Genomic DNA, 18998 nt, shown 5'->3' with positions numbered 1-18998 from the left:
GGCGTGGCATGCGCATGACAGGGCGTTCCGGGCGGAACACCGACGCTGATCCCCTTTGGGCCCCTTTCAGCTTTCCGGTACGCATCTACTGGGAAGACACCGATGCCGGCGGGGTGGTGTACCACGCGCAATATCTGGCGTTCCTGGAGCGCGCGCGCACCGAGTGGTTGCGATCGCTGGGCCTGCACCAGGAGGCGATGAAGCGCGAGCGGGACCTGGTGTTCGTGGTGCGGGCGATGGAGGTGGATTTCCGCGCACCGGCACGGTTGGACGATCAGCTATCGGTCAGCGTGGGCCTGCTTGAATGCCGGGGTGCCAGCCTGGTGCTGGCGCAGCGCATCGAGCGCGACGGCGTGCTGCTGGTCGGGGCGACGGTGAAAGTCGCCACGCTGCGCGCTTCCGATTTCCGCCCGCGGCCACTGCCCGCGTCCTTGCTGCCGCATTTCAAGTCATTGCTGGAGACTCCTTGATGTCGCCGACCGTCCTGCTGCAATCCCTGCCGCAAGCCTTGCCGGATGCCGCCGCCGCCCCCGCCACGGCACTGGCCGATGCCGGTGCCCCCGCGGCCACGGTGCCGGTGGACCATGGCTTGAACATCCTGCAACTGGTGCTGCACGCCAGCCTGCCGGTGCAATTGGTGATGGCGTTGCTGCTGCTGGCGTCGCTGGCCTCGTGGGTCATTATCCTGCGCAAGAAGCGGATACTGGACCGCGCCGAGCAGGAGGCCGACCGCTTCGAGGAAACCTTCTGGTCCGGCACCGAGCTGGCCAAGCTGCATGCCGCCGCCAATGAGCGCCATCGCAGCATCGAGGGGCTGGAGGCGATCTTCGAGGCCGGCATGCGCGAGTTCAACCGCATCCGCCAGCGCCGCGGCGTGGATGCCCGGATGCAGCTGGAAGGCGCGCAGCGCGGCATGCGCGCCGCCACCTCGCGCGAGCTGGACGGGCTGGAACGCAACCTCGAATTCCTCGCCAACGTCGGTTCCATCAGCCCCTACGTCGGCCTGTTCGGCACGGTGTGGGGCATCATGATTTCGTTCCAGGGCCTGGCTTCGATGAAGGAAGCCACGATTGCCACGGTGGCACCGGGCATTTCCGAGGCGCTGGTGGCCACCGCGATGGGCCTGTTCGCGGCGATCCCGGCGGTGTGGGCCTACAACCGCTTTGCCACCCGCGCCGAGCGCATGGCGGTGCGCTACGAGACCTTCGGCGAGGAGTTCTCCTCGATCCTGCAGCGCCAGACCCACGGCGACGACTGAGGCGCGCATGGCATCCGCAACCGCAAGCCGCCGGCATCGCAAGCGCAAGCTCAAGGCCGAAATCAACGTCGTGCCCTACATCGACGTGATGCTGGTGCTGCTGATCATCTTCATGGTCACCGCGCCGCTGCTCAACGTCGGCGTGGACGTGAACCTGCCGCAGGCAAACGCGAAGTCGCTGGAACAGAAAAAGAAGCAGCCGGTGGTGGTGACGGTGTACAAGGACGGCACGTTGGGGCTGGCCTACGAAGGCGTCAATCGCCCGCAGGCCCTGGATGAAGCGCGGCTGCTGGCCAAGGTGGCCGCTTTCGTGCAGGCCGATCCCGCGCAATCCGTCTTTGTGGCGGCCGATGGCGATGTCAGTTATCAGACCGTGTATGCGCTGATGGGGAAATTGCAGAGCCAGGCGAAGGTGACGCGCGTGAGCCTGATGGGGTCCCCGCCGCAGTCGGGCAAGTGACGCCGCGCCATGAAGCAGACGCGCGCCGATACCTCCATCGCGATCGTGCAGGCCGTGGGCCTGCATGCGTTGCTGTTCGTGCTGCTGTTCGCCGGGCTGTGGTTCACGCGCACCAGCGCGGTGCCGAATGCGCAGGGCGACCCCATCGAAGCCGACCTGGCCAGTGTCTCCGACCTGAGTGCGTCGATGCGGCGGACCTTGCAACGCGCGCCGATCGCACCGCCGCCGGTGGCCAGGCCGGAACCGTTGCCGAAGCCGTTGCCGGATGACCTGCCGTCGCCGTCCAGGACATTGCCACCACCGGTGCCGGACCCGGCCCCGGTGGAGCAGGACAAGGTGCAGCGTGACGCGGTGTTGCCGCCGCCGCCCAACGTCCGCAAGGAACAGGATGAGCAGCGCCGCCAGCCCGACCAGGCCGAGCTGGATGCCAAGCGTCAAACCGAGATGGAGCGCCAGCGGCTGAAGCAACTGGAGGAAATCCGCAGGCTGCGCGAGGCGGCCAGCCGCGAGCGCAGCATGGCCGAACAACGCGCGCAGCAGTTGGCGGATGCGCGCGCGCCGGGGCCGGCGTCCGCGCCGCCGCCATCCCCGGGCAATCGCGGTACCGATCCCGGGTTGGCCGCCAAATACGCCGCCGCCTTGCAGCAGGCGATCCTGCGGCAATGGACGCGCCCCGAGACGGTGGCGTTGGGCCAGCGTTGCCGCATCACCATCCACCAGATCCCGGGCGGTGACGTTGCCAGCGTGGAAATTTCCCCGGGCTGCCCGTACGACGCATTGGGGCGGCGTTCGGTGGAAACCGCCGTGCTGAAGGCGGCCCCGCTGCCGTATGCCGGTTTCGAATCGGTGTTCAGTCGCAAGGTCGACCTCAATTTCGTGGCCGAGGATCGATGAGCGTGCGCGCAGTGACCTTTCAGTCCGCCATCGTTCATCTTGGTGCCATTGCGATGGGCCACCCTGTGCACTTTCCCAGGAGCGCGCCCCCGGCCATGCCATCCCGCCATCCTTTGCTTCCCCGTGTCGCCGCCTTGCTGCTGGCGGTATTGCCGCTGGCCGCGCTTGCGCAGGACAAGGCACTGGAAATCGACATCGTCGGTGGCAATGCCGCGGCGCTGCCGATCGCGGTGGTGCCGTTCGGCGGTGATTGCGGCCAGACCGACGTGGGCGGCGTCATCCGCGCCGATCTGGCACGGTCCGGCCAGTTCCGCACGCTGGAACCGGAGCGCCTGCCGGAGCGCCCGGTGCAGGGCAGCGAAGTGGCCTACCCCACCTGGCGCATGCTCAAGCAGGATTTCCTGTTGGTCGGTCGCTGCCTTGCAGACGGCGGTGGCTACCGCACCGAATACGAACTGTTCGACGTCGCCAAGCAGGAGCGTTTGCTGGGCTTCGCACTGACTGCGCCGGCCGGTGCCATGCGCGATGTGGCCCACCAGGTCAGCGATGCGGTGTACGAGAAGATCCTCGGCGTGCCGGGCGCGTTCTGGACCCGGATTGCCTATGTCACCGCCACCGGCCTGGGGCGCGATACCCGCTATGCGCTGATGGTGGCCGATGCCGATGGCTACAACCCGCGCGCAGTGGTCCACTCGCATGAGCCGCTGATGTCGCCGGCCTGGAGCCCGGACGGGCGCAAACTGGCCTACGTGGATTTCGACAGCGGCAATTCGGCCGTCTATATCCAGGACATCGCCAGCGCCGCCCGCGAAAAAGTGGCCAGTTTCCGCGGCATCAACGGCGCCCCGAGCTTCTCGCCGGATGGCAGCAAACTGGCGTTGACCCTGTCCAAGGGCGGCAACCCCGACATCTACGTGATGGACCTGGCTTCCCGTCACCTTACCCAGCTCACCAATCACTACGGCATCGACACCGAGCCCACCTTCAGCCCGGACGGTGCCAGCATCTATTTCACGTCGGACCGCGGCGGCCGCCCGCAGATCTACCAGATGCCGGCCAGCGGTGGCAGCGCCACCCGGGTGACGTTCGAAGGCAGCTACAACGCCAGCCCGTCGCTGTCGTTCGATGGCAAGAAGCTGGCCACCGCGCAGGGTGCGGGCAACGTCTACCGCATCGCGCTGATGGACCGGAGCACCGGCAGCCCGCGCTGGAGCATGCTGTCCCCGGGGTCGCTGGACGAATCGCCCAGCTTCGCGCCGAACGGGGCGATGCTGCTGTATGCCGCCCGCGAGGGACGCCGTGGCGTGCTCTACGCGGTGTCTGCCGATGGCCGCGTACGCCAGCGGCTGACCTTGGGCGAAGCGGACGTGCGCGAGCCCGCCTGGTCGCCGTACCGCAAGCATTGACTCACGCCGCGCTCACACCGCAACCCGCTAGACTCATCCGCTGACCCGCGCCACCCCCAACTTCACAAGGAACCTCCCATGGCCGTTTCCATTCCCCGCGTCGCCCGCATCCTGACCGTTACCGCGCTGGTGTCGGTCGTCGCCGTGGGGTGCACCAAGAAGGTCAAGGAAGCCCCGCCGGCCAGTCATCCGGTGGAAAACTCGACCACCGCGCCGGTGGCGGAAACCCCGCGTGCCGGCGTGTACACCCCGGCCGATCTGGATACCGACGCCTGCCTGCGCCAGCGCGTGGTGTACTTCGATCTGGACCAGGACGCGCTGAAGCCCGAGTTCCAGGCCATCATGAACTGCCACGCCAAGTACCTGCGTGACCGCCCGAGCGCACGCCTGCGCCTGGAAGGCAATGCCGACGAGCGCGGCAGCCGCGAATACAACCTCGGCCTGGGCGAGCGTCGCGGCAATGCGGTGTCCTCGGCACTGCAGGCCAATGGCGGCAGCGGCAGCCAGCTGAGCGTGATCAGCTACGGCGAAGAACGCCCGGTGTGCACCGAATCCAACGAAGGTTGCTGGAGCAAGAACCGCCGCGTCGAACTGGTCTACACCGACAAGTGATGCGCGTCTCCGCCTCCCTGCTGGCCATGGCGATGCTGCTGGCATCGCCGTGGGCCAGCGCGCAGCGCGCCAGCCTCGCGGACCGCGTGGCCGCGCTTGAGCAGCATGCCGCCGGCGAACAGAACGGCACCGAGCTGGTCAACCAGATCAGCCAGTTGCGTGCCGACGTGCAAGACCTGCGCGGGCAGGTGGAAATGCTGCAACAGCAATTGGACGAAGCGAAGAAAGCACAGCGCGCCCAATATCTCGACCTGAGCGGGCGCGTCGACCGGCTGGACGGGACGACCCCGGCGGCATCCGCTGCGGCCCCCGCCGCATCGGCTGCACCGCAGGCGTCGGCCCCGCCGACGGCCGGCAATCCGGTGGCCGTTGCGGCACCGGCCACGGCAGCGGGCATGGACGAACAAAGCGCCTACGGGCATGCCTTCGAAGCGCTCAAGAGTGGCGACTACGTGGAATCCGCGCGTCGCCTGCGCGAGTTCCTGGCCGCGTATCCGGGCGGGCAGCTGGCACCCAATGCCATCTACTGGCTGGGCGAGAGCTACTACGTCACCCAGAACTACGCCTTGGCGGGCGAGCAGTTCCGGCTGTTGCTGGACCGCTATCCCACCCATGACAAGGCTCCCGGCGCGCTGCTGAAGCTGGGGCTGTCGCAATACGGGCAGCGCCAGTTCGAGGCCGCCAGCGCCACCCTGCGGCAAGTGCTGCAGCGCTATCCGGGCACCGACGTGGCACGCACTGCGGATGATCGCCTGCGCGCCCTGCAACTGTCCGGCAGCCGCTAAAATGTGCCCATGAACGCCGTCACCGATGCGGCCACCGCGTCGGTGGCCGGCCCGCCCGAGCGCCTCAAGCTCACCGAGATTTTCCTGTCTTTGCAGGGCGAAGCCCGCGATGCCGGCTGGCCGACTGTATTCGTGCGGCTGACCGGCTGCCCCCTGCGCTGCACTTATTGCGATACCACCTATTCGTTCTACGGCGGCCAGTGGTGGGGCATCGACGCGATCCTGGCGGAAGTGGCGCGCCTGGGCGCACGCCATGTCTGCGTGACCGGCGGCGAGCCGCTGGCGCAGAAGCGTTGCCTGGCACTGCTGGAAAAGCTGTGCGACGCCGGCTACGTGGTGTCGCTGGAAACCTCGGGCGCGCTGGACATCGCCGGCGTCGATGCGCGGGTCTCGCGCGTGCTGGACATCAAGACGCCGGGCTCCGGCGAGGCGGCGCGCAACCTGTGGGGCAACCTGCCGCTGCTGACCGCGCACGACCAAGTCAAGTTCGTGCTGTGCTCGCGTGCAGATTACGATTGGGCGAAAGACGTGCTTGCCCAACATCGCCTGCACGCAACCTGCGACGTGCTGTTCTCGCCCAGCGCCAGCGAGCTGCCGGCCCGCACGCTGGCCGACTGGATCGTCGCGGACCGCCTGCCGGTGCGCTTCCAGATGCAGTTGCACAAGCTGCTGTGGAACGACGAGCCGGGGAGATAAGCCATGAACAAACCCGCAGTCGTATTGGTGTCCGGCGGCATGGATTCTGCCGTCGTACTCGCCATCGCCAGGGAGGCCGGCTTCGCGCCGCATGCCCTGAGCGTGCGCTACGGCCAGCGCCACACCTCGGAGCTGGACGCCGCCGCGCGCGTGGCCCAAGCGCTTGGCGCAGTCGTCCACAAGACCGTCAACGTCGACCTGCGCAGCATCGGCGGCTCGGCACTGACCGACGACATTGACGTCCCCACCGATGCCGACGGCCACGTGATCGGGCAGGGCATCCCGTCCACCTACGTGCCGGCGCGCAACACCATCATGCTGTCGGTGGCGCTGGGCTGGGCGGAGGTGCTGGGCAGCACCGACCTGTTCTGCGGCGTCAATGCGGTGGACTACTCCGGCTATCCGGATTGCCGTCCGGAATTCATCGCCGGCTTCGAGGCGCTGGCCAACCTGGCCACCAAGGCCGGCGTGGAGGGCAGCCGCTTCCGCGTGCACGCGCCGCTGATGCGGATGTCCAAGGCCGACATCGCCCGCGAGGGCCTGCGCCTGGGCGTGGATTTCTCGCAAACGGTGAGCTGTTACCAGGCCGATGCCGACGGCCGTGCCTGCGGCCACTGCGATGCCTGCCGCCTGCGTGCGCAAGGTTTCGCCGATGCCGGAATCCAGGATCCCACCCGCTACTTGCGGCCATGATCGGTTAGAATGCGCGCCCCGGTGCAACGCCGGGTACTGCAGCAACGGGTTGGTAGCTCAGTCGGTAGAGCATCGGACTTTTAATCCGCTGGTCCTGGGTTCGATTCCCAGCCAACCCACCAATTCGAAGAAGCCAGCCTTGCGCTGGCTTTTTCCTTATCTGCCGCAGACGCCAGTGTTGGCGCGGGTTGCGGCAGTGTTACAGTGTTCCGCTTGCCGCCGACACGGGCGTTTCCCGGTGAATTCCGCGCCCCAAACCTCTCTTTTCTCCGTTTGACTGGTGCCTGGTAGCAGCACGAAACCCTGTATCCATGCGGGTTTGCGGGCCGTGGTTGTCCGTCAATGCCGCCGACCAGTAGACCATCAAACTCATTTACGCGTCGAACCCGCCGAAGAACTGCTGCTGATCGTCCCAGCTCCACGGCAACTCATGCGTTTTCAGCCAGCGCATGCTCAGCGTTTTCGGCTGCCGCCCGCAGAGAATGTCCCGCACCAGCACCGGCGATAGCTGAGTGAGGCGCAGTAGCGCATTCACCGTGGTCTGGTGCAGACCCTCGCGCCGGGCGATGTCCGAACCACTGTCGACGACTCCGGCATCAAGCAGTCGTTGCCAGTGGTAGGCCCGCGACAAGGCCACCAGCATTGAGGCGTCGTGTTCCGGTTGCTGATCCGCAAGTGTCGCCGCCGGAATCACCCTCTTGCGCCCGCCGTGCCATTTGATGCGCACCGGGATCAGCGTCGTCATCTTCTTGTCTTCCATCTGGACCGCCGCGCCGTTCTGCCGGATTTTCATAGCAGGGCCTCCTGTTGCTCCAGTTCCAGCAATTCCGCGCCAATGGTGCCTGGGCGCATTTCACCGGCCAGTGTCGGCCAACCTGCCGCCCGCCACGTGATCTCGATGCCTGCGTCGCCCAGTGTCACGCGCTCGATCAACAACTGGACGATGCGCCGCCGTTCTTCCGGGAACAGTTGCTCCCACACCGCGCCGATCTCGCGCAATTGCAGCACGACCTCCGGCTCCGAGATTTCTGGATGCTGGGTGCGGACCGCATCCCATACCGCCTGTACCGCCTCCGGAGCTTTCAGCACAGCGTGGACCTGCGCCAGAACGAGTTGCTCGATGGGTTCGGCCGGTACGCGACCCGCTTCACTAGCGTCCGCGCCAAAGCGCAATTTGCGGATCGGCACGTAATAGCGGTAGGACTTGCCGTTGGCCTTGCGCGTGTGCGACGGCTGATAGCGTTCGCCGTCCTGCGTGAAGAACAGCCCAAGCAGTAGGGATTCCGGCTGGCGGCGCTGCCAGGTTTCCGATTGCCGCTGGCGATTGTTTGCTGCGAGGATGGCGTGCACGGCGTCCCACTGAGCCTGATCGATAATCGCCTCGTGCTGACCGGGATAGCTTTTCTCCTTGTGCAGGATGTGGCCGAGATAGACGCGGTTGTGCAGCAGCTTGTAGAGCATCTGCTTGCTGAATTTTGTGCCCGAGCGCGTGGTCTGCCCATGGGCCGCCAGTTGTTTGACCAGATCGGTGGTCGAGCGGCAGCGCACGAATTCACTGAAGATGTGCCGGACCAGCTTCGCTTCGGCTTCCTCGATCACCAACCGTCGATTCTCGACGCGATAGCCAAGCGGTGTGTAACCTCCCATCCACATGCCCTTGGCTTTGCTGGCAGCGATCTTGTCGCGGATGCGCTCGCCGGTGACCTCACGCTCGAACTGCGCAAAGGACAGCAGCACGTTGAGCATCAGCCGCCCCATCGAGGTGGTGGTGTTGAACTGCTGGGTGACCGAAACAAAGGACACCTGCCGCCGCTCAAAGACCTCAATCAGTTTGGCGAAGTCGGTGAGGTTGCGTGTCAGCCGGTCGATTTTGTAGACGACCACGATGTCGATCCGGCCTGCCTCAATGTCGGCCATCAGCCGTTTCAGCGCCGGGCGCTCAATATTGCCGCCGGAGAAGCCCGGATCGATATAGTCATCGGGCACCGGAATCCATCCTTCCGCGCGTTGGCTGACGATGTAAGCCAAGCCCGCATCTTTCTGCGCATCCAGCGAATTGAAGGATTGGTCGAGGCGTTCATCGGTTGAGACACGGCAATAGACGGCGCAGCGTTTGGGAGCGAGGGATTTCATTTTTGGACTCCCTTCACGCCAAAGAACGCCGGTCCCGACCAGTGCGTACCAGTGATGGCGCGAGCAGCCGCCGACAGGCTGCGGTAGTGTTGGCCATTCAATTCGTAACTGCCATCAGGCAGAACCGTGACGCGGTATTCCTGCCGATCCCACTCCCGAATCAAAGTCGTGCCAGGCAATAAGCGTACTTCCGGCCCGCGCCCCGTCTTGATCTTGGAATGCTTTTCGCCGCAATCGGCCAGATAGACTTTGACGTCGGCAGGCAAGCCACCCAGCGCTTTTTCTTGCAGGCGATACGCCAAGCGCCCTTCCAGATAGTGCCGCACGACACGCATTGGCCGCCGGGGAAAGTGCTGATCCCACAGCGCCCACAACTCGGGCATCGGGAGATTTGGCAAGGCGGCAAGTTGCGCGGCGATGCTGCTTTTGTTTTTCCATGAATCAGTCATAACAGGGATTCCGTGAGTTGAGACAGGTGCATGAACGCGCTGTGGCTGGCAGAAGCCAAGTCAAACCGCGCTCTACTGGCCGTCATCGACCTGACCCGTCGCCACATCGAAACGCTCGCCCAGCAAGGTCTGCGGTTTGCCGGTACGTTCATCCCGCACGCCCAAGATGTAGACCTCGCCGTTCCACACGCCGCAGGCCACGTCGGTGTCCGCCTCGTCAGCAGGCATCAACCACCCCGTCACGCCTTCCGGCATCAGCAAAAGGTCTGCAGGGTCGCCAATGGGTACGTGCAACGCGGCCTGCCGTGAATCAAGCCAGTGCAAGATTTCGGGTGGCGTATCGGGGAAGTTCTCCTGGTTCAGGATGGGAATCCAGACCAGCGGTTTTCCGCTGCTGAGCCAGCCTTGCGCACGCTGGGTGACTTCCGGGTCGTAGTAGGCCAAGGGCTGGCCGGGGATGGTGTTCATGTTCAATGCGTACTCCTTGATATGTGGCGGTAACCGGTAACCTCAGGTGGTAACCCGGTTGCGTGGCCTGTCTGTAGCGAGGGCGCGCGCTTGCGCCCCCGTATGGGTTTTTCGCTAGGAAGGACCCGTTTCACCGGCGGCGATGCCGACGTGGTGGGCGCTGGATGTGCCGATGCCACCAGCGAGAAATGCGCCGCTCGATGCGCGCTGCCATACACAGCCAGCGCCACCACCACGGCAACTTGACGCGTACCCGCCGTGGCCTGCGCACGATGGATGTCGATGGCTTGCCCGGAGCGTTGATCGATGCCTCGCTCCACGAGGTTTGCGACATGGAAGGCAATACACCGATGCCGTCATCGCGCGTGATGGCGGCGTGCGCTGCCGGTGGCAATAACTGCTGTCGGATGGGCTGGCGCTCTAGCCCCCCTGGCCCGGGCGCGATACGCGGCGACAGCGGCCCGAAGCGATCTGGTTGGTGCTGACGTGAAGGCTGGATTTCCATGGCGACCACCCTCACACATCCACACGCACGACGGTCGACAAACCGGAGCCATGACCGAGATGCTTCTTGGGCGGATTGGGATCGGGCGCGTAGATGCGGCGCTCATCGCCTTTGGCCTTGGGGTGGTACACCTTCACTCCCCAGCCATCAAAGCCTGCACTGCGCAGGGCGTTGTCCAGTGCCGCGACCAGTTCGTTGTCGGTGCGGGTGAACTGGTTGTTCAGATCACGCAGTTCTTCATAAGGGATGCCCGCAATCAAAGTTGGCAGCAGCTCGCCATCACGCGTTTGACCGATCAGCTCATGGTCGTAGCGTGCACAGGTGTCACCCGTCACGCGGGTGTGGGTCAGGCGCACGCGTTGTAGCAGCACCGCCTCCACACTCTGCATTTCGCACCAAGCGTGCACGAAGGTCTTGGCGGCATCGAGCATCCGCTGTGCGCTGGGCTGGAAGATGCGGCGGATTTCCTGATCAATCAGGGTCTCATCGATCCCGGCCACCATCTGCCCGGCCAGATCGTTGAGGTACTGTTCCAGCGCCTTGACGCGGGTGGGCGCTTCCAGCACCTGCTGCGTGGCTTTCACGCGGGCGGCTTGTTCCTGCGCCAGTGCGTGCTGATGTTCCTGATCGAATTTGGCCAGTGCATCAGCATCGCCCAAGGCAACCAGCACCTCGCGCTGGATGGTCAGTGTCATCTCGGGTTCGGCGGGTTTGTCCCAGCCGTTGCTGATGCGATTGGCCGCGATCAATGCCGCAATGGCCTGGTCGTATTGGGCGTTCTGCTGGCGCAGGCGCTCAAACATCTTCGCCACGGCGCTGACATCCCCGATTTCGTTCACGGGCGATGCGGCCTTGGCGGATTTCGGGTTGGCCGCTGCTGCAGACTTCTTGTTGAAGGGGTTGACGTTCATTTGTGTTCTCCATATCGAATGCCGCCCACAGAGGTATGGGAGACGCCGGGCGGCGTGGCGTGCTGGGTGGTGTTGGAACTGCGGATTTCTGCGATGCGCCAGAGCGCACCGTCGCGGCTGTGGCCGAGATGGCTGATGTCGATTCCCTTGGCGCGGTAGGCCGGGGCGATGCGGCGCAACTGATCGGCCAACCCCTTCGGAGAACGTGGCCAACTGCTGCGGTCGGGAATGCTGTGGGTGTTCAGCAGGTCGTAGAGCTGACCGGCAGTGCCTTGCCAGTTGATCGGCAGGATGCGATCCGCGATGTACTTGTCGAGCGCCTGCGCGACGGCATTGCTCTCCAGCGCACGGTCGATGCCTGCGCGCACGAGTTCGGCATACCGCTGCTGGAATTCACCGGCGGCAAAGCCCAAGGCGCGCGCCACTGCCTCGCCCAGCCGTTCGTAATCGGCCATGCGCTGCTTCTGGGTCAGCTTGACCGTGGGCAGGATGGACAGGGCCGCTGAGAACAGATCCAGCAGCCCGGCAAACACCGTGGCTTGATCGCGCTCCCAGCCTGCGTGCGTGTCGGCGTCATCGCGCCGGGCTTCCGTTGCAATAGTCGGCAGATCGACGTGGATCACCCGGTCGATCAGGTCGGGGCGTGTGGCGACCACGGCGATGCCGTTGAGCACCACTGGGCGCTTGGTCTCCATCACGTGCTCTTCGCCGTTGGTATACAGCTGGCGCGAGGCAAAGCCGCCGCCCGTAGCCAGGGTGCAGAAGGCATCCTGCTGCTCGGGCGTGAGGCCGGAGAGATTCTCGTAGCTGACCAGCCAGTTGTTGGCGGCGGCGACGAACACGTCTTCCACCGTCTTGGGCCGCCCGCGCAGCATCACCTTGTTGGGATCGACCAGACTGCGCAGTACGGATTGCGTGGTGGACTTGGCCGAGCCCTGTTCACCGACCAGTTCCAGCACTGGGAATGGGGTGTCCGGACGGAAGCAGTCAAGCAACCACGCCAGCACCATCACGCGGCGGTTGGCCGGAATATTGGTGTGCTGCCAGAGCAAACTGACATCGCTGTGGGTGGCTGGCATCGGCAGTGGGCGCATCGAGGGCGTGCGGGTGAAGTACACCGGCGACTCGTTCACCACCCGCCAACCCTGCGGCGTGACGTGAATGGCCTGCCACTGCTCATCGGCCAGATCGATCAGGTAGCCGTCGTCGCAATGGGCTGCGCGAACGTGGATTTCAATCTGGTCACCATCGTTGATGCCTGCGGCGGCCAGCGTGGCCAGCGCCGATTTCATCGTGGTTTCCGGCACGCCCATTTCCTTGGCACGCCAGTAGGCGGCACGCAGCCAGTCCTCAAAGCCGGAGGAATACACGCGCCACACCTCGCGCCGACTGGGCATCGGGATGACGGCCACCGCATTACGGTCGGCATCGTGGTGCAACTGGCACTGAGCCCGGGCCAGGGCGACCAGTTCATCGAGTGCGCTGGCATCGTCATCGCTACCGGGCAGTTCGTCGCGCACCAGTTTGTCGAGCACCGTCACCGAGCAATCACGGTTCGCTTTCTTGGCGGCATTGCGCAGGCGCAAGTATCTGGGCAGATCGGTAGCCTTGAGGATCGAGAAGGCGCGCACCACGTCCTCTTCGGCCAGCACGCCAACGTCATCGACCAGCCGGACCAGTGCGGCCTCGATCACGCCAACGGGATCGGTGTCAGGTGTCGGTGCCGGAGTGGCCACCGCATCCATCTCAACCGTGTGATGGTCGTGATGGTGGTGACGGTCGTTCTCTACTACTCCGTCCGAGAAAGGGATGGACGCGCTCATCGTCACCGCCCGGCTCAGCGCGAGCGTTCGATGAGATTGCGAATGTCCTCAGCGCGCCAGACCGTGGTCTTGCTGCCGAGTTTGATGCCTTGGGGAAATCTGCCTTCCCGGATGCCCGCCCACCATGCCGAACGGCTGATGGGGATCAGGGACAGAATCTGCGGCAACCGAACGAAGCCGGTTTCGGGCAGGGTTGGGCGGGTGAAGTTCATGGCGAGCATCCGTGGTCGTTTTGGGATGCTCGCTATTGAATACCTCTGTTTCAGGCAAAAACAGAAACGGTACGCGCACAGTGATCACGCTGCGCGCAGCGTGAAGGTTCGCAGTGGAATTACTCGGGCGGCGTGTTCTTTTGGATGCCTGCGATCCAGTTTTTGATCGTGCCCGGTGCTTTGCAGACCTGCGCACCGATGATGCGGTACGCCTCTTCCTTGGTGCGGTAGGTGTTCGTGGCGAACAGTTCCAGGGCCTTTTGCTTGGCGGCCCGGTTACTGGCGTGGCGAGCATCGGCGGCCTGTCTGCCCGCATGGCTCTGCGCCTTGCGCACCTCGTCGGCGGCAATGGGCTCTGGCGTGAGCCCTGCCTTCCACGCTTCCTCGATGATCTGCACCGTTGAAGGGGACTCCGGCAGCAGATCGGCCAGCAGCAAGGATTCGAGCGCTTCCATCAGCGACTCTACCGCCGGCCTGATGATGATCCCCGGCGGGGTATCTGACGTGGCTTCGATCACCACGCCCAACTTGTAGAGCGCCAAGAGGCGGAAGTAATCGCGATCCGTTGCCGTGGCTGACCGCAGGGACAACCATTCCGGTTGATTGGTCACTTCGATGAACCAGTCCAGATCGCGCTGCTCGCTACGGCTGACCCGTTCGCTGCCGTGCTTGATTTGCGCCAACGCCACCGCATCCGTGATGACGGCGTCCATGTCGGCCAACATCCGCTGCAACTGCTCGGTACTGAAATGCTGCAAATCCTCCCGCGCGCACGCAGCAATGCGCACCGCGTTCGGCAACTCCAGCAGTTGTTCGAGCGGTGTGGACAGGGCCAGGGTGAGTAGATGCGGATTCATTACCCGTCAGTCTACCGAGGGTGGTCCAGTACCGTCCATGTTCATCCACGCTGGTTCGCAACGGCCCAACCAACGAAGACGGTGGCCAGAGGCAAGTGACGGATATGACGGGTTTGCCGGAAATGCCCTATGACGTGCACACACGCACGCGTGAAAGGTAAATCAGCAAACCTGTCAGATCCGTCACTACGATTTCCTGCGCGATGATCGTGCCAATGGGTATCTGCGTTTGCTGCGGTGTAAACAATAGGCACCGACCATCACAACCATCACCATGGTCACCGCAGCCACCCGTCTGTGATGGTTGTGACGGTGGTGACGATCACCGCCTATTGTTATGGTCGGTGTACACATAAATGCCCCAGGCGAAATGGGTCCTTCCCGGCCAAAAACCAATACGGGGGGCGACAGCGCCGCATGGCGCTACCGACTGCCACAAAAACAAGGTTTGCAGGGTTTGCGGTTCGCACCTGGTAGTGTGGGCAAGAGGGCCGAAAGCCCAGTCAGCGTGGGCGTGTGCGGGATGGCTCCAACACAGAGGGTGCGAACCTCGGTGCGTACCGGGTTCGCAGGTTTGCACTCCAAGTACGCAAAAGGGCCTCCAGAAACTGGACACCCTTTCCCATGCCGCGATGACCTCCAAGAAATGGAGGCCACCTGCGGCGCGCCGATAGTCTTAAATGCTCCATTCGGGTAGACTTTCACCGATCTACATCGACTTTCACACAGACCAATTGAGCGCCAATGCCATGAACACCGAACCGTGGGTCACCGCCGAGGATGTCGCCCAGCATTTGGGCGTTGCCAAGGACACCGTTTATCGCTGGCGTGAGCGCAAGGGGCTACCTGCGCACCGTGTAGGGCGACTGTGGAAGTTCCAGTTGTCCGAAGTGGATGAATGGGTGCGCGCAGGCGGCGCGGATGAAGCGCCACACAGCGATCAATCCGCCTCTTGAACGCAGGCCACCAAAATAACAGGACAAGAAACTAATGCTGACGCAAGATAATTTGGCCGACCTGCTCAATGCCCTCGGTTTCGAGAAGAAGGGTGCGATTCATCGCAAGCTGTTCGGCGCAGCCATCCTCGAGGTGAACTTCACCAAGAAGGAAATCACTTATCCCGAAACCGCGGGCCTGGTCATCAATGAACGGCAAACGTGCAACTTCGACGCCAACGAAAATTTCGTTGTACTCGAGTGCGTACATCGACTGCTGGAGAAGGGCTACAAACCTGAGCACATCGAACTGGAACCCAAGTGGAAACTTGGACGTGGAGCCAGTGGCGGGCGTGCCGATATCTTGATCAAGGACAACGACGGTCGCCCTCTGCTGATCATCGAATGCAAAACGGCGGGAACCGAGTTCAAGCGCGCCTGGAATAAAACTCTGCAGGACGGCGATCAGTTATTCAGTTACGCGCAGCAAATCAGTGAAACCCAGTTCCTGTGCCTGTACACCTCGGACCTGGATGCAGGCAAGGTCAGTTACACCAGCCACATCATTGCGCATCGCGACAACGAAAGGTATCTGGCTGACAACCCGTTGTTCAAGAGCTTCAAGTCAGTCACCGATGTGAAAGAACGCCATACCGTCTGGCGGGACACCTACAAGCTCGACTACACGACCAAGGGAATTTTTGAAGAAAACATTCAGCCCTACCACATCGGTAAAGACAAATATTCACTGACCGACCTGCACGCCATCTCGGCCAGCGATCAGCAGAAGAAATACCACGAGTTCGCCACCATCCTGCGCCAGCACAATGTATCGGGCCGTGAAAATGCCTTCGACAAGCTGGTGAATTTGTTTCTGTGCAAACTGGTCGATGAAATCGAAAATCCATCCGAGCTGAAGTTCTATTGGAAGGGTGTCGCCTACGACACCCATTTCGACCTGATGGACCGGCTGCAGCAGTTGTATCAGGCGGGCATGGGCAAGTTTCTCGGGGAAGATATCACCTACATCAACCAGGGCGACGTCAACAACGCACTTCGGTTCATCAAGCAGAACCCGGACGCCACGCAGCGCGCGGTATGGAATCTGTTCGTTCAGCAGAAGTTTTTCACCAACAATGATTTCTCGTTGATCGACGTTCACAACGAAAAACTGTTTTACCAAAACGCCGAGGTGCTGCTGAAGATCCTGCAAATGTGGCAGGACATCCGCTTGACTGATCCCCACGGCCACAACCAGTTCTTGGGCGATATGTTCGAGGGCTTTCTCGACCAGGGGGTCAAGCAGAGCGAGGGACAGTTTTTCACGCCCATGCCCATCTGCCGATTCATCATGATGAGCCTGCCATTGGCCTCACTCGTCCAGCGCAGCGCCACACCGCCCAAGGCCATCGATTACGCCTGCGGCGCAGGCCACTTCCTCACCGAGCTAGCGTTGCAGCTCAAGCCCTTGGTGAAAATACATCAGCCAAAAGATCAGACAGAAGAACAGTTTGCAGCAAAGCTGGCGGAGTACCACAAGGCCCTGTACGGCATCGAGAAGGAATACCGCCTCTCCAAGGTCGCCAAGGTGTCGGCCTTCATGTACGGCCAGCAAGGGATCAACATCTGCTACGGCGACGGCCTTATCAACCAGCACGAAGCCTTTCCAGACATCAAGGACGGCAGCTTTGATCTGCTGGTGGCCAACCCGCCCTACAGCGTGCGCGGCTTTCTGGAAACGCTGCCCGAGGAAGAACGCAAGGCCTACACCCTCACCGAGACCATCAACGATCTCGAAACCTCCAACAGCATCGAAACCTTCTTCATCGAGCGCGCCAAGCAGCTGCTGCGCGCCGATGGCGTGGCCGCCATCATCCTGCCGTCCAGCATCTTGTCCAACGGCGGCAGCGCTTACATCCGCACCCGCGAAATCCTGCTCCAGTATTTCGACATTGTGGCCATTGCCGAATTCGGCAGCGGCACTTTCGGCAAGACTGGCACCAACACCGTCACCCTGTTCCTGCGGCGCAAGAAGACCGCGCCGGACACCGCCGCGCACTACCGCGAACGCGTGGAAGAATGGTTCAAGGGCTGCGATGCCAGCAAACGCAAGCAGGTCATCTACAAAGATGAGCATCTGATTGCACGCTACGCGGCGCACATCAATGTGCCGCTGGACGATTACAAGACCCTGCTCAAGGGCGATCCGGATGGGGCCTGGACCGCCCATCTGGAGGCCGTCTACCTCGAGAAATTCAACACCAGCACCGAGATCACCAATCTCTACAAGGCCAAATGGTTCAAGGCCTTGAAGCCTGAAGATCAAGATGCCGAAGTCAACAAGCGCTACCTGGCCTTTGTGCAAGCCATTGAGCGGGACAAGATTTACCACTTTGTCATGGCCAGCGATCAGCCCAACCCGGTGCTTATCATCCGCTGCCCGACCGAGACCAAGGCGATCAAGCAATTTCTCGGCTACGAGTGGAGTTCCGCCAAGGGCGACGAGGGCATCAAGCTGATCAAGGATGCCCACGGACGGCACCTCACGCCACTGTATGACGAAACCAATCGGGATAATGGTGCGAAGCTCAACTCATTGGTGTCTGCGAACTTTGATGGAAGCCTCTCGGTACCGGAATCGCTTGCGCCATTTGCAGTAGCAGCAGCACTGACTGACATGCTTGACTTCTCGCGGGTAACTTTTGAGAAACAATTGTCGATCACCCCAAACAGGGTCAAAACGGCAGTCAGCAGCAAATGGCCAAATGCAAAATTGGCGAACGTCGCGCAAATCCTGAATGGCGGCACCCCGAGTACCTCAGACGCTTCATTTTGGGATGGTGGCGATATTTGTTGGGCAACGCTCGTCGACACCAAAACCAAGTACCTTCACGACACCAAGAGAAAGATCACAACCGCGGGCCTGAAGCACACTACGTTGTTGCCAATAAATACAGTCATTTTTTCAAGTCGCGCAACGATTGGCGAGGTTTGCATCAACAAGGTTCCGACCTCTACCAATCAGGGGTACAAGAACTTCGTCTGTGATCCGACAAAATTGCACTTTGAATACCTTTACCAGATTCTCGTTTACTTGCGCCCAGTCTTGATTGATCTTGTTCCTGCCGGCTCGAAGTACAAAGAGATCAATGGAAAAACGATTGCTGACTTTGAAATTCCTCTGCCACCACTAAGCGTCCAGCAGCAGATAGTGTCAGATTGTGGCGTGGTGGATGAATCTGAGAATGCTGCACGTAATCAGCTTGATTCGCTAAATGGCAAGATTGACAAATCAATATCGGAAATATACGAATCTGCTGCACCATTTTTTGAAATCGACAAGCTCGCCACCAATGTTCAATACGGTCTGAATGAAGCCATGAACGAGGGTGGCATCGGCTACAGAATTTTCCGCATGAACGAGGTCATTCGTGGCCGGATGGTAGATAACGGCAGCATGAAGTACGCCGACATCAGCGCCGAGGAATTTGCCAATTACAAGCTCAACAAGGGCGATTTGCTTTTCATCCGCTCCAACGGAAGTCTTGAGCATATTGGCAAGGTCGGGTTGTTCGATTTGGATGGCGATTACTGTTATGCCTCGTATTTGGTGAGAATTGTTCCAGACTCTTCCAAGGTGTTGCCGCGATACTTAGGCTGCATCATGAACTCAGAGACCTTCCGCAAAGGGATGGTCACGTTAGCAGTGAAGTCGGGCGGCACGAACAACATCAATGCCACGAAGATGCGCAATATCAAGGTGCCGGTGCCGTCCCTCGCAGAGCAGAAGAAATTCGTCGCAAATATCGATGCAATAGAAAAGCAGATTGCTGAAGCCCAAGCAGTGATCGACGGCGCTGCCGCCCGCAAGCAGGCCATCCTGCAGAAGTATCTTTGAAGG

19 protein-coding genes and 1 tRNA gene are annotated in these 18998 nt (G+C 62.1%); 12 read left to right on the top strand and 8 right to left on the bottom strand.

All coding sequences use genetic code 11. The annotated features are described in order from the left end of the window. Nucleotides 1–14 precede the first annotated feature (14 nt). From ybgC to ACE3OK_RS00925, 10 genes are all read left to right on the top strand, one after another. Nucleotides 15–470: a tol-pal system-associated acyl-CoA thioesterase gene (ybgC, locus tag ACE3OK_RS00970; protein ID WP_374247641.1), complete on the top strand. Its 456-nt coding sequence runs from the start codon at nucleotides 15–17 to the stop codon at nucleotides 468–470. Next, complete coding sequence (gene tolQ / locus ACE3OK_RS00965; protein ID WP_374247640.1) at nucleotides 470–1258, top strand: protein TolQ; 789 nt, start codon at nucleotides 470–472, stop codon at nucleotides 1256–1258. The genes ybgC and tolQ overlap by 1 nt, the downstream gene beginning before the upstream one ends. Before the next feature lie 7 nt (nucleotides 1259–1265). Next, nucleotides 1266–1718, top strand: coding sequence for a protein TolR (gene tolR / locus ACE3OK_RS00960; protein ID WP_374247639.1), 453 nt, complete (start codon nucleotides 1266–1268; stop codon nucleotides 1716–1718). Nucleotides 1719–1727: 9 nt separating this feature from the next. After that, nucleotides 1728–2612, top strand: coding sequence for a cell envelope integrity protein TolA (locus tag ACE3OK_RS00955; protein WP_374247638.1), 885 nt, complete (start codon nucleotides 1728–1730; stop codon nucleotides 2610–2612). A 95-nt stretch (nucleotides 2613–2707) separates the two neighbouring features. Beyond that, entirely contained in the window at nucleotides 2708–4018 is a 1311-nt protein-coding gene (gene tolB / locus ACE3OK_RS00950) for a Tol-Pal system beta propeller repeat protein TolB (RefSeq protein ID WP_374247637.1), read from the top strand. A 90-nt stretch (nucleotides 4019–4108) separates the two neighbouring features. Beyond that, nucleotides 4109–4630 carry a peptidoglycan-associated lipoprotein Pal gene (pal, locus tag ACE3OK_RS00945; RefSeq protein WP_374247889.1) on the top strand — a complete coding sequence of 174 codons (522 nt, stop codon included), beginning with the start codon at nucleotides 4109–4111 and terminating at the stop codon, nucleotides 4628–4630. Then, the gene (gene ybgF, locus ACE3OK_RS00940; RefSeq protein WP_374247636.1) at nucleotides 4630–5415 is read left to right on the top strand and encodes a tol-pal system protein YbgF; all 786 of its coding nucleotides are present in this window, start codon (nucleotides 4630–4632) and stop codon (nucleotides 5413–5415) included. The genes pal and ybgF overlap by 1 nt, the downstream gene beginning before the upstream one ends. A gap of 9 nt (nucleotides 5416–5424) precedes the next feature. Further along, a complete protein-coding gene (gene queE, locus ACE3OK_RS00935) occupies nucleotides 5425–6111 on the top strand; it encodes a 7-carboxy-7-deazaguanine synthase QueE (protein ID WP_374247635.1) in 687 nt (228 codons plus the stop codon). A gap of 3 nt (nucleotides 6112–6114) precedes the next feature. Further along, nucleotides 6115–6804: a 7-cyano-7-deazaguanine synthase QueC gene (queC, locus tag ACE3OK_RS00930; RefSeq protein ID WP_374247634.1), complete on the top strand. Its 690-nt coding sequence runs from the start codon at nucleotides 6115–6117 to the stop codon at nucleotides 6802–6804. Nucleotides 6805–6850: 46 nt separating this feature from the next. Beyond that, nucleotides 6851–6926: transfer RNA gene (locus ACE3OK_RS00925), tRNA-Lys, on the top strand. A gap of 251 nt (nucleotides 6927–7177) precedes the next feature. Here the strand turns inward: ACE3OK_RS00925 and ACE3OK_RS00920 are convergent. The 8 genes from ACE3OK_RS00920 to ACE3OK_RS00885 form a co-directional block, all read right to left on the bottom strand. Then, on the bottom strand, nucleotides 7178–7597 hold the full coding sequence (locus ACE3OK_RS00920) for a site-specific recombinase resolvase (RefSeq protein WP_374247633.1): 420 nt from the start codon (nucleotides 7595–7597) through the stop codon (nucleotides 7178–7180). Then, nucleotides 7594–8937 (bottom strand): recombinase family protein, encoded by a 1344-nt coding sequence (locus tag ACE3OK_RS00915; RefSeq protein WP_374247632.1) that lies wholly within the window; start codon nucleotides 8935–8937, stop codon nucleotides 7594–7596. The genes ACE3OK_RS00920 and ACE3OK_RS00915 overlap by 4 nt, the downstream gene beginning before the upstream one ends. Beyond that, on the bottom strand, nucleotides 8934–9386 hold the full coding sequence (locus tag ACE3OK_RS00910) for a DUF2924 domain-containing protein (protein WP_374247631.1): 453 nt from the start codon (nucleotides 9384–9386) through the stop codon (nucleotides 8934–8936). The genes ACE3OK_RS00915 and ACE3OK_RS00910 overlap by 4 nt, the downstream gene beginning before the upstream one ends. Before the next feature lie 72 nt (nucleotides 9387–9458). After that, the gene (locus ACE3OK_RS00905; RefSeq protein WP_374247630.1) at nucleotides 9459–9854 is read right to left on the bottom strand and encodes a hypothetical protein; all 396 of its coding nucleotides are present in this window, start codon (nucleotides 9852–9854) and stop codon (nucleotides 9459–9461) included. A gap of 516 nt (nucleotides 9855–10370) precedes the next feature. After that, entirely contained in the window at nucleotides 10371–11270 is a 900-nt protein-coding gene (locus ACE3OK_RS00900; protein ID WP_374247629.1) for a hypothetical protein, read from the bottom strand. Then, the gene (locus ACE3OK_RS00895) at nucleotides 11267–13093 is read right to left on the bottom strand and encodes a hypothetical protein (protein ID WP_374247628.1); all 1827 of its coding nucleotides are present in this window, start codon (nucleotides 13091–13093) and stop codon (nucleotides 11267–11269) included. Before ACE3OK_RS00895 ends, ACE3OK_RS00900 begins: the two co-directional genes overlap by 4 nt. Before the next feature lie 14 nt (nucleotides 13094–13107). Further along, complete coding sequence (locus ACE3OK_RS00890) at nucleotides 13108–13305, bottom strand: helix-turn-helix transcriptional regulator (protein WP_374247627.1); 198 nt, start codon at nucleotides 13303–13305, stop codon at nucleotides 13108–13110. Between the two features lie 119 nt (nucleotides 13306–13424). After that, nucleotides 13425–14162 carry a hypothetical protein gene (locus ACE3OK_RS00885; protein ID WP_374247626.1) on the bottom strand — a complete coding sequence of 246 codons (738 nt, stop codon included), beginning with the start codon at nucleotides 14160–14162 and terminating at the stop codon, nucleotides 13425–13427. Nucleotides 14163–14911: 749 nt separating this feature from the next. Here ACE3OK_RS00885 and ACE3OK_RS00880 point away from each other — a divergent pair. Together ACE3OK_RS00880 and ACE3OK_RS00875 are read left to right on the top strand one after the other, a co-directional pair. Next, complete coding sequence (locus tag ACE3OK_RS00880) at nucleotides 14912–15118, top strand: helix-turn-helix domain-containing protein (protein WP_374247625.1); 207 nt, start codon at nucleotides 14912–14914, stop codon at nucleotides 15116–15118. Nucleotides 15119–15152: 34 nt separating this feature from the next. Continuing rightward, entirely contained in the window at nucleotides 15153–18995 is a 3843-nt protein-coding gene (locus ACE3OK_RS00875) for a restriction endonuclease subunit S (protein WP_374247624.1), read from the top strand. Nucleotides 18996–18998 lie beyond the last annotated feature (3 nt).

Source organism: Thermomonas sp. (assembly GCF_041905325.1).
Classification (GTDB): Bacteria; Pseudomonadota; Gammaproteobacteria; order Xanthomonadales; family Xanthomonadaceae; genus Thermomonas.
Note: the sequence above shows the minus strand (reverse complement) of the source record. Positions and strands in the feature narration are given on the sequence as shown.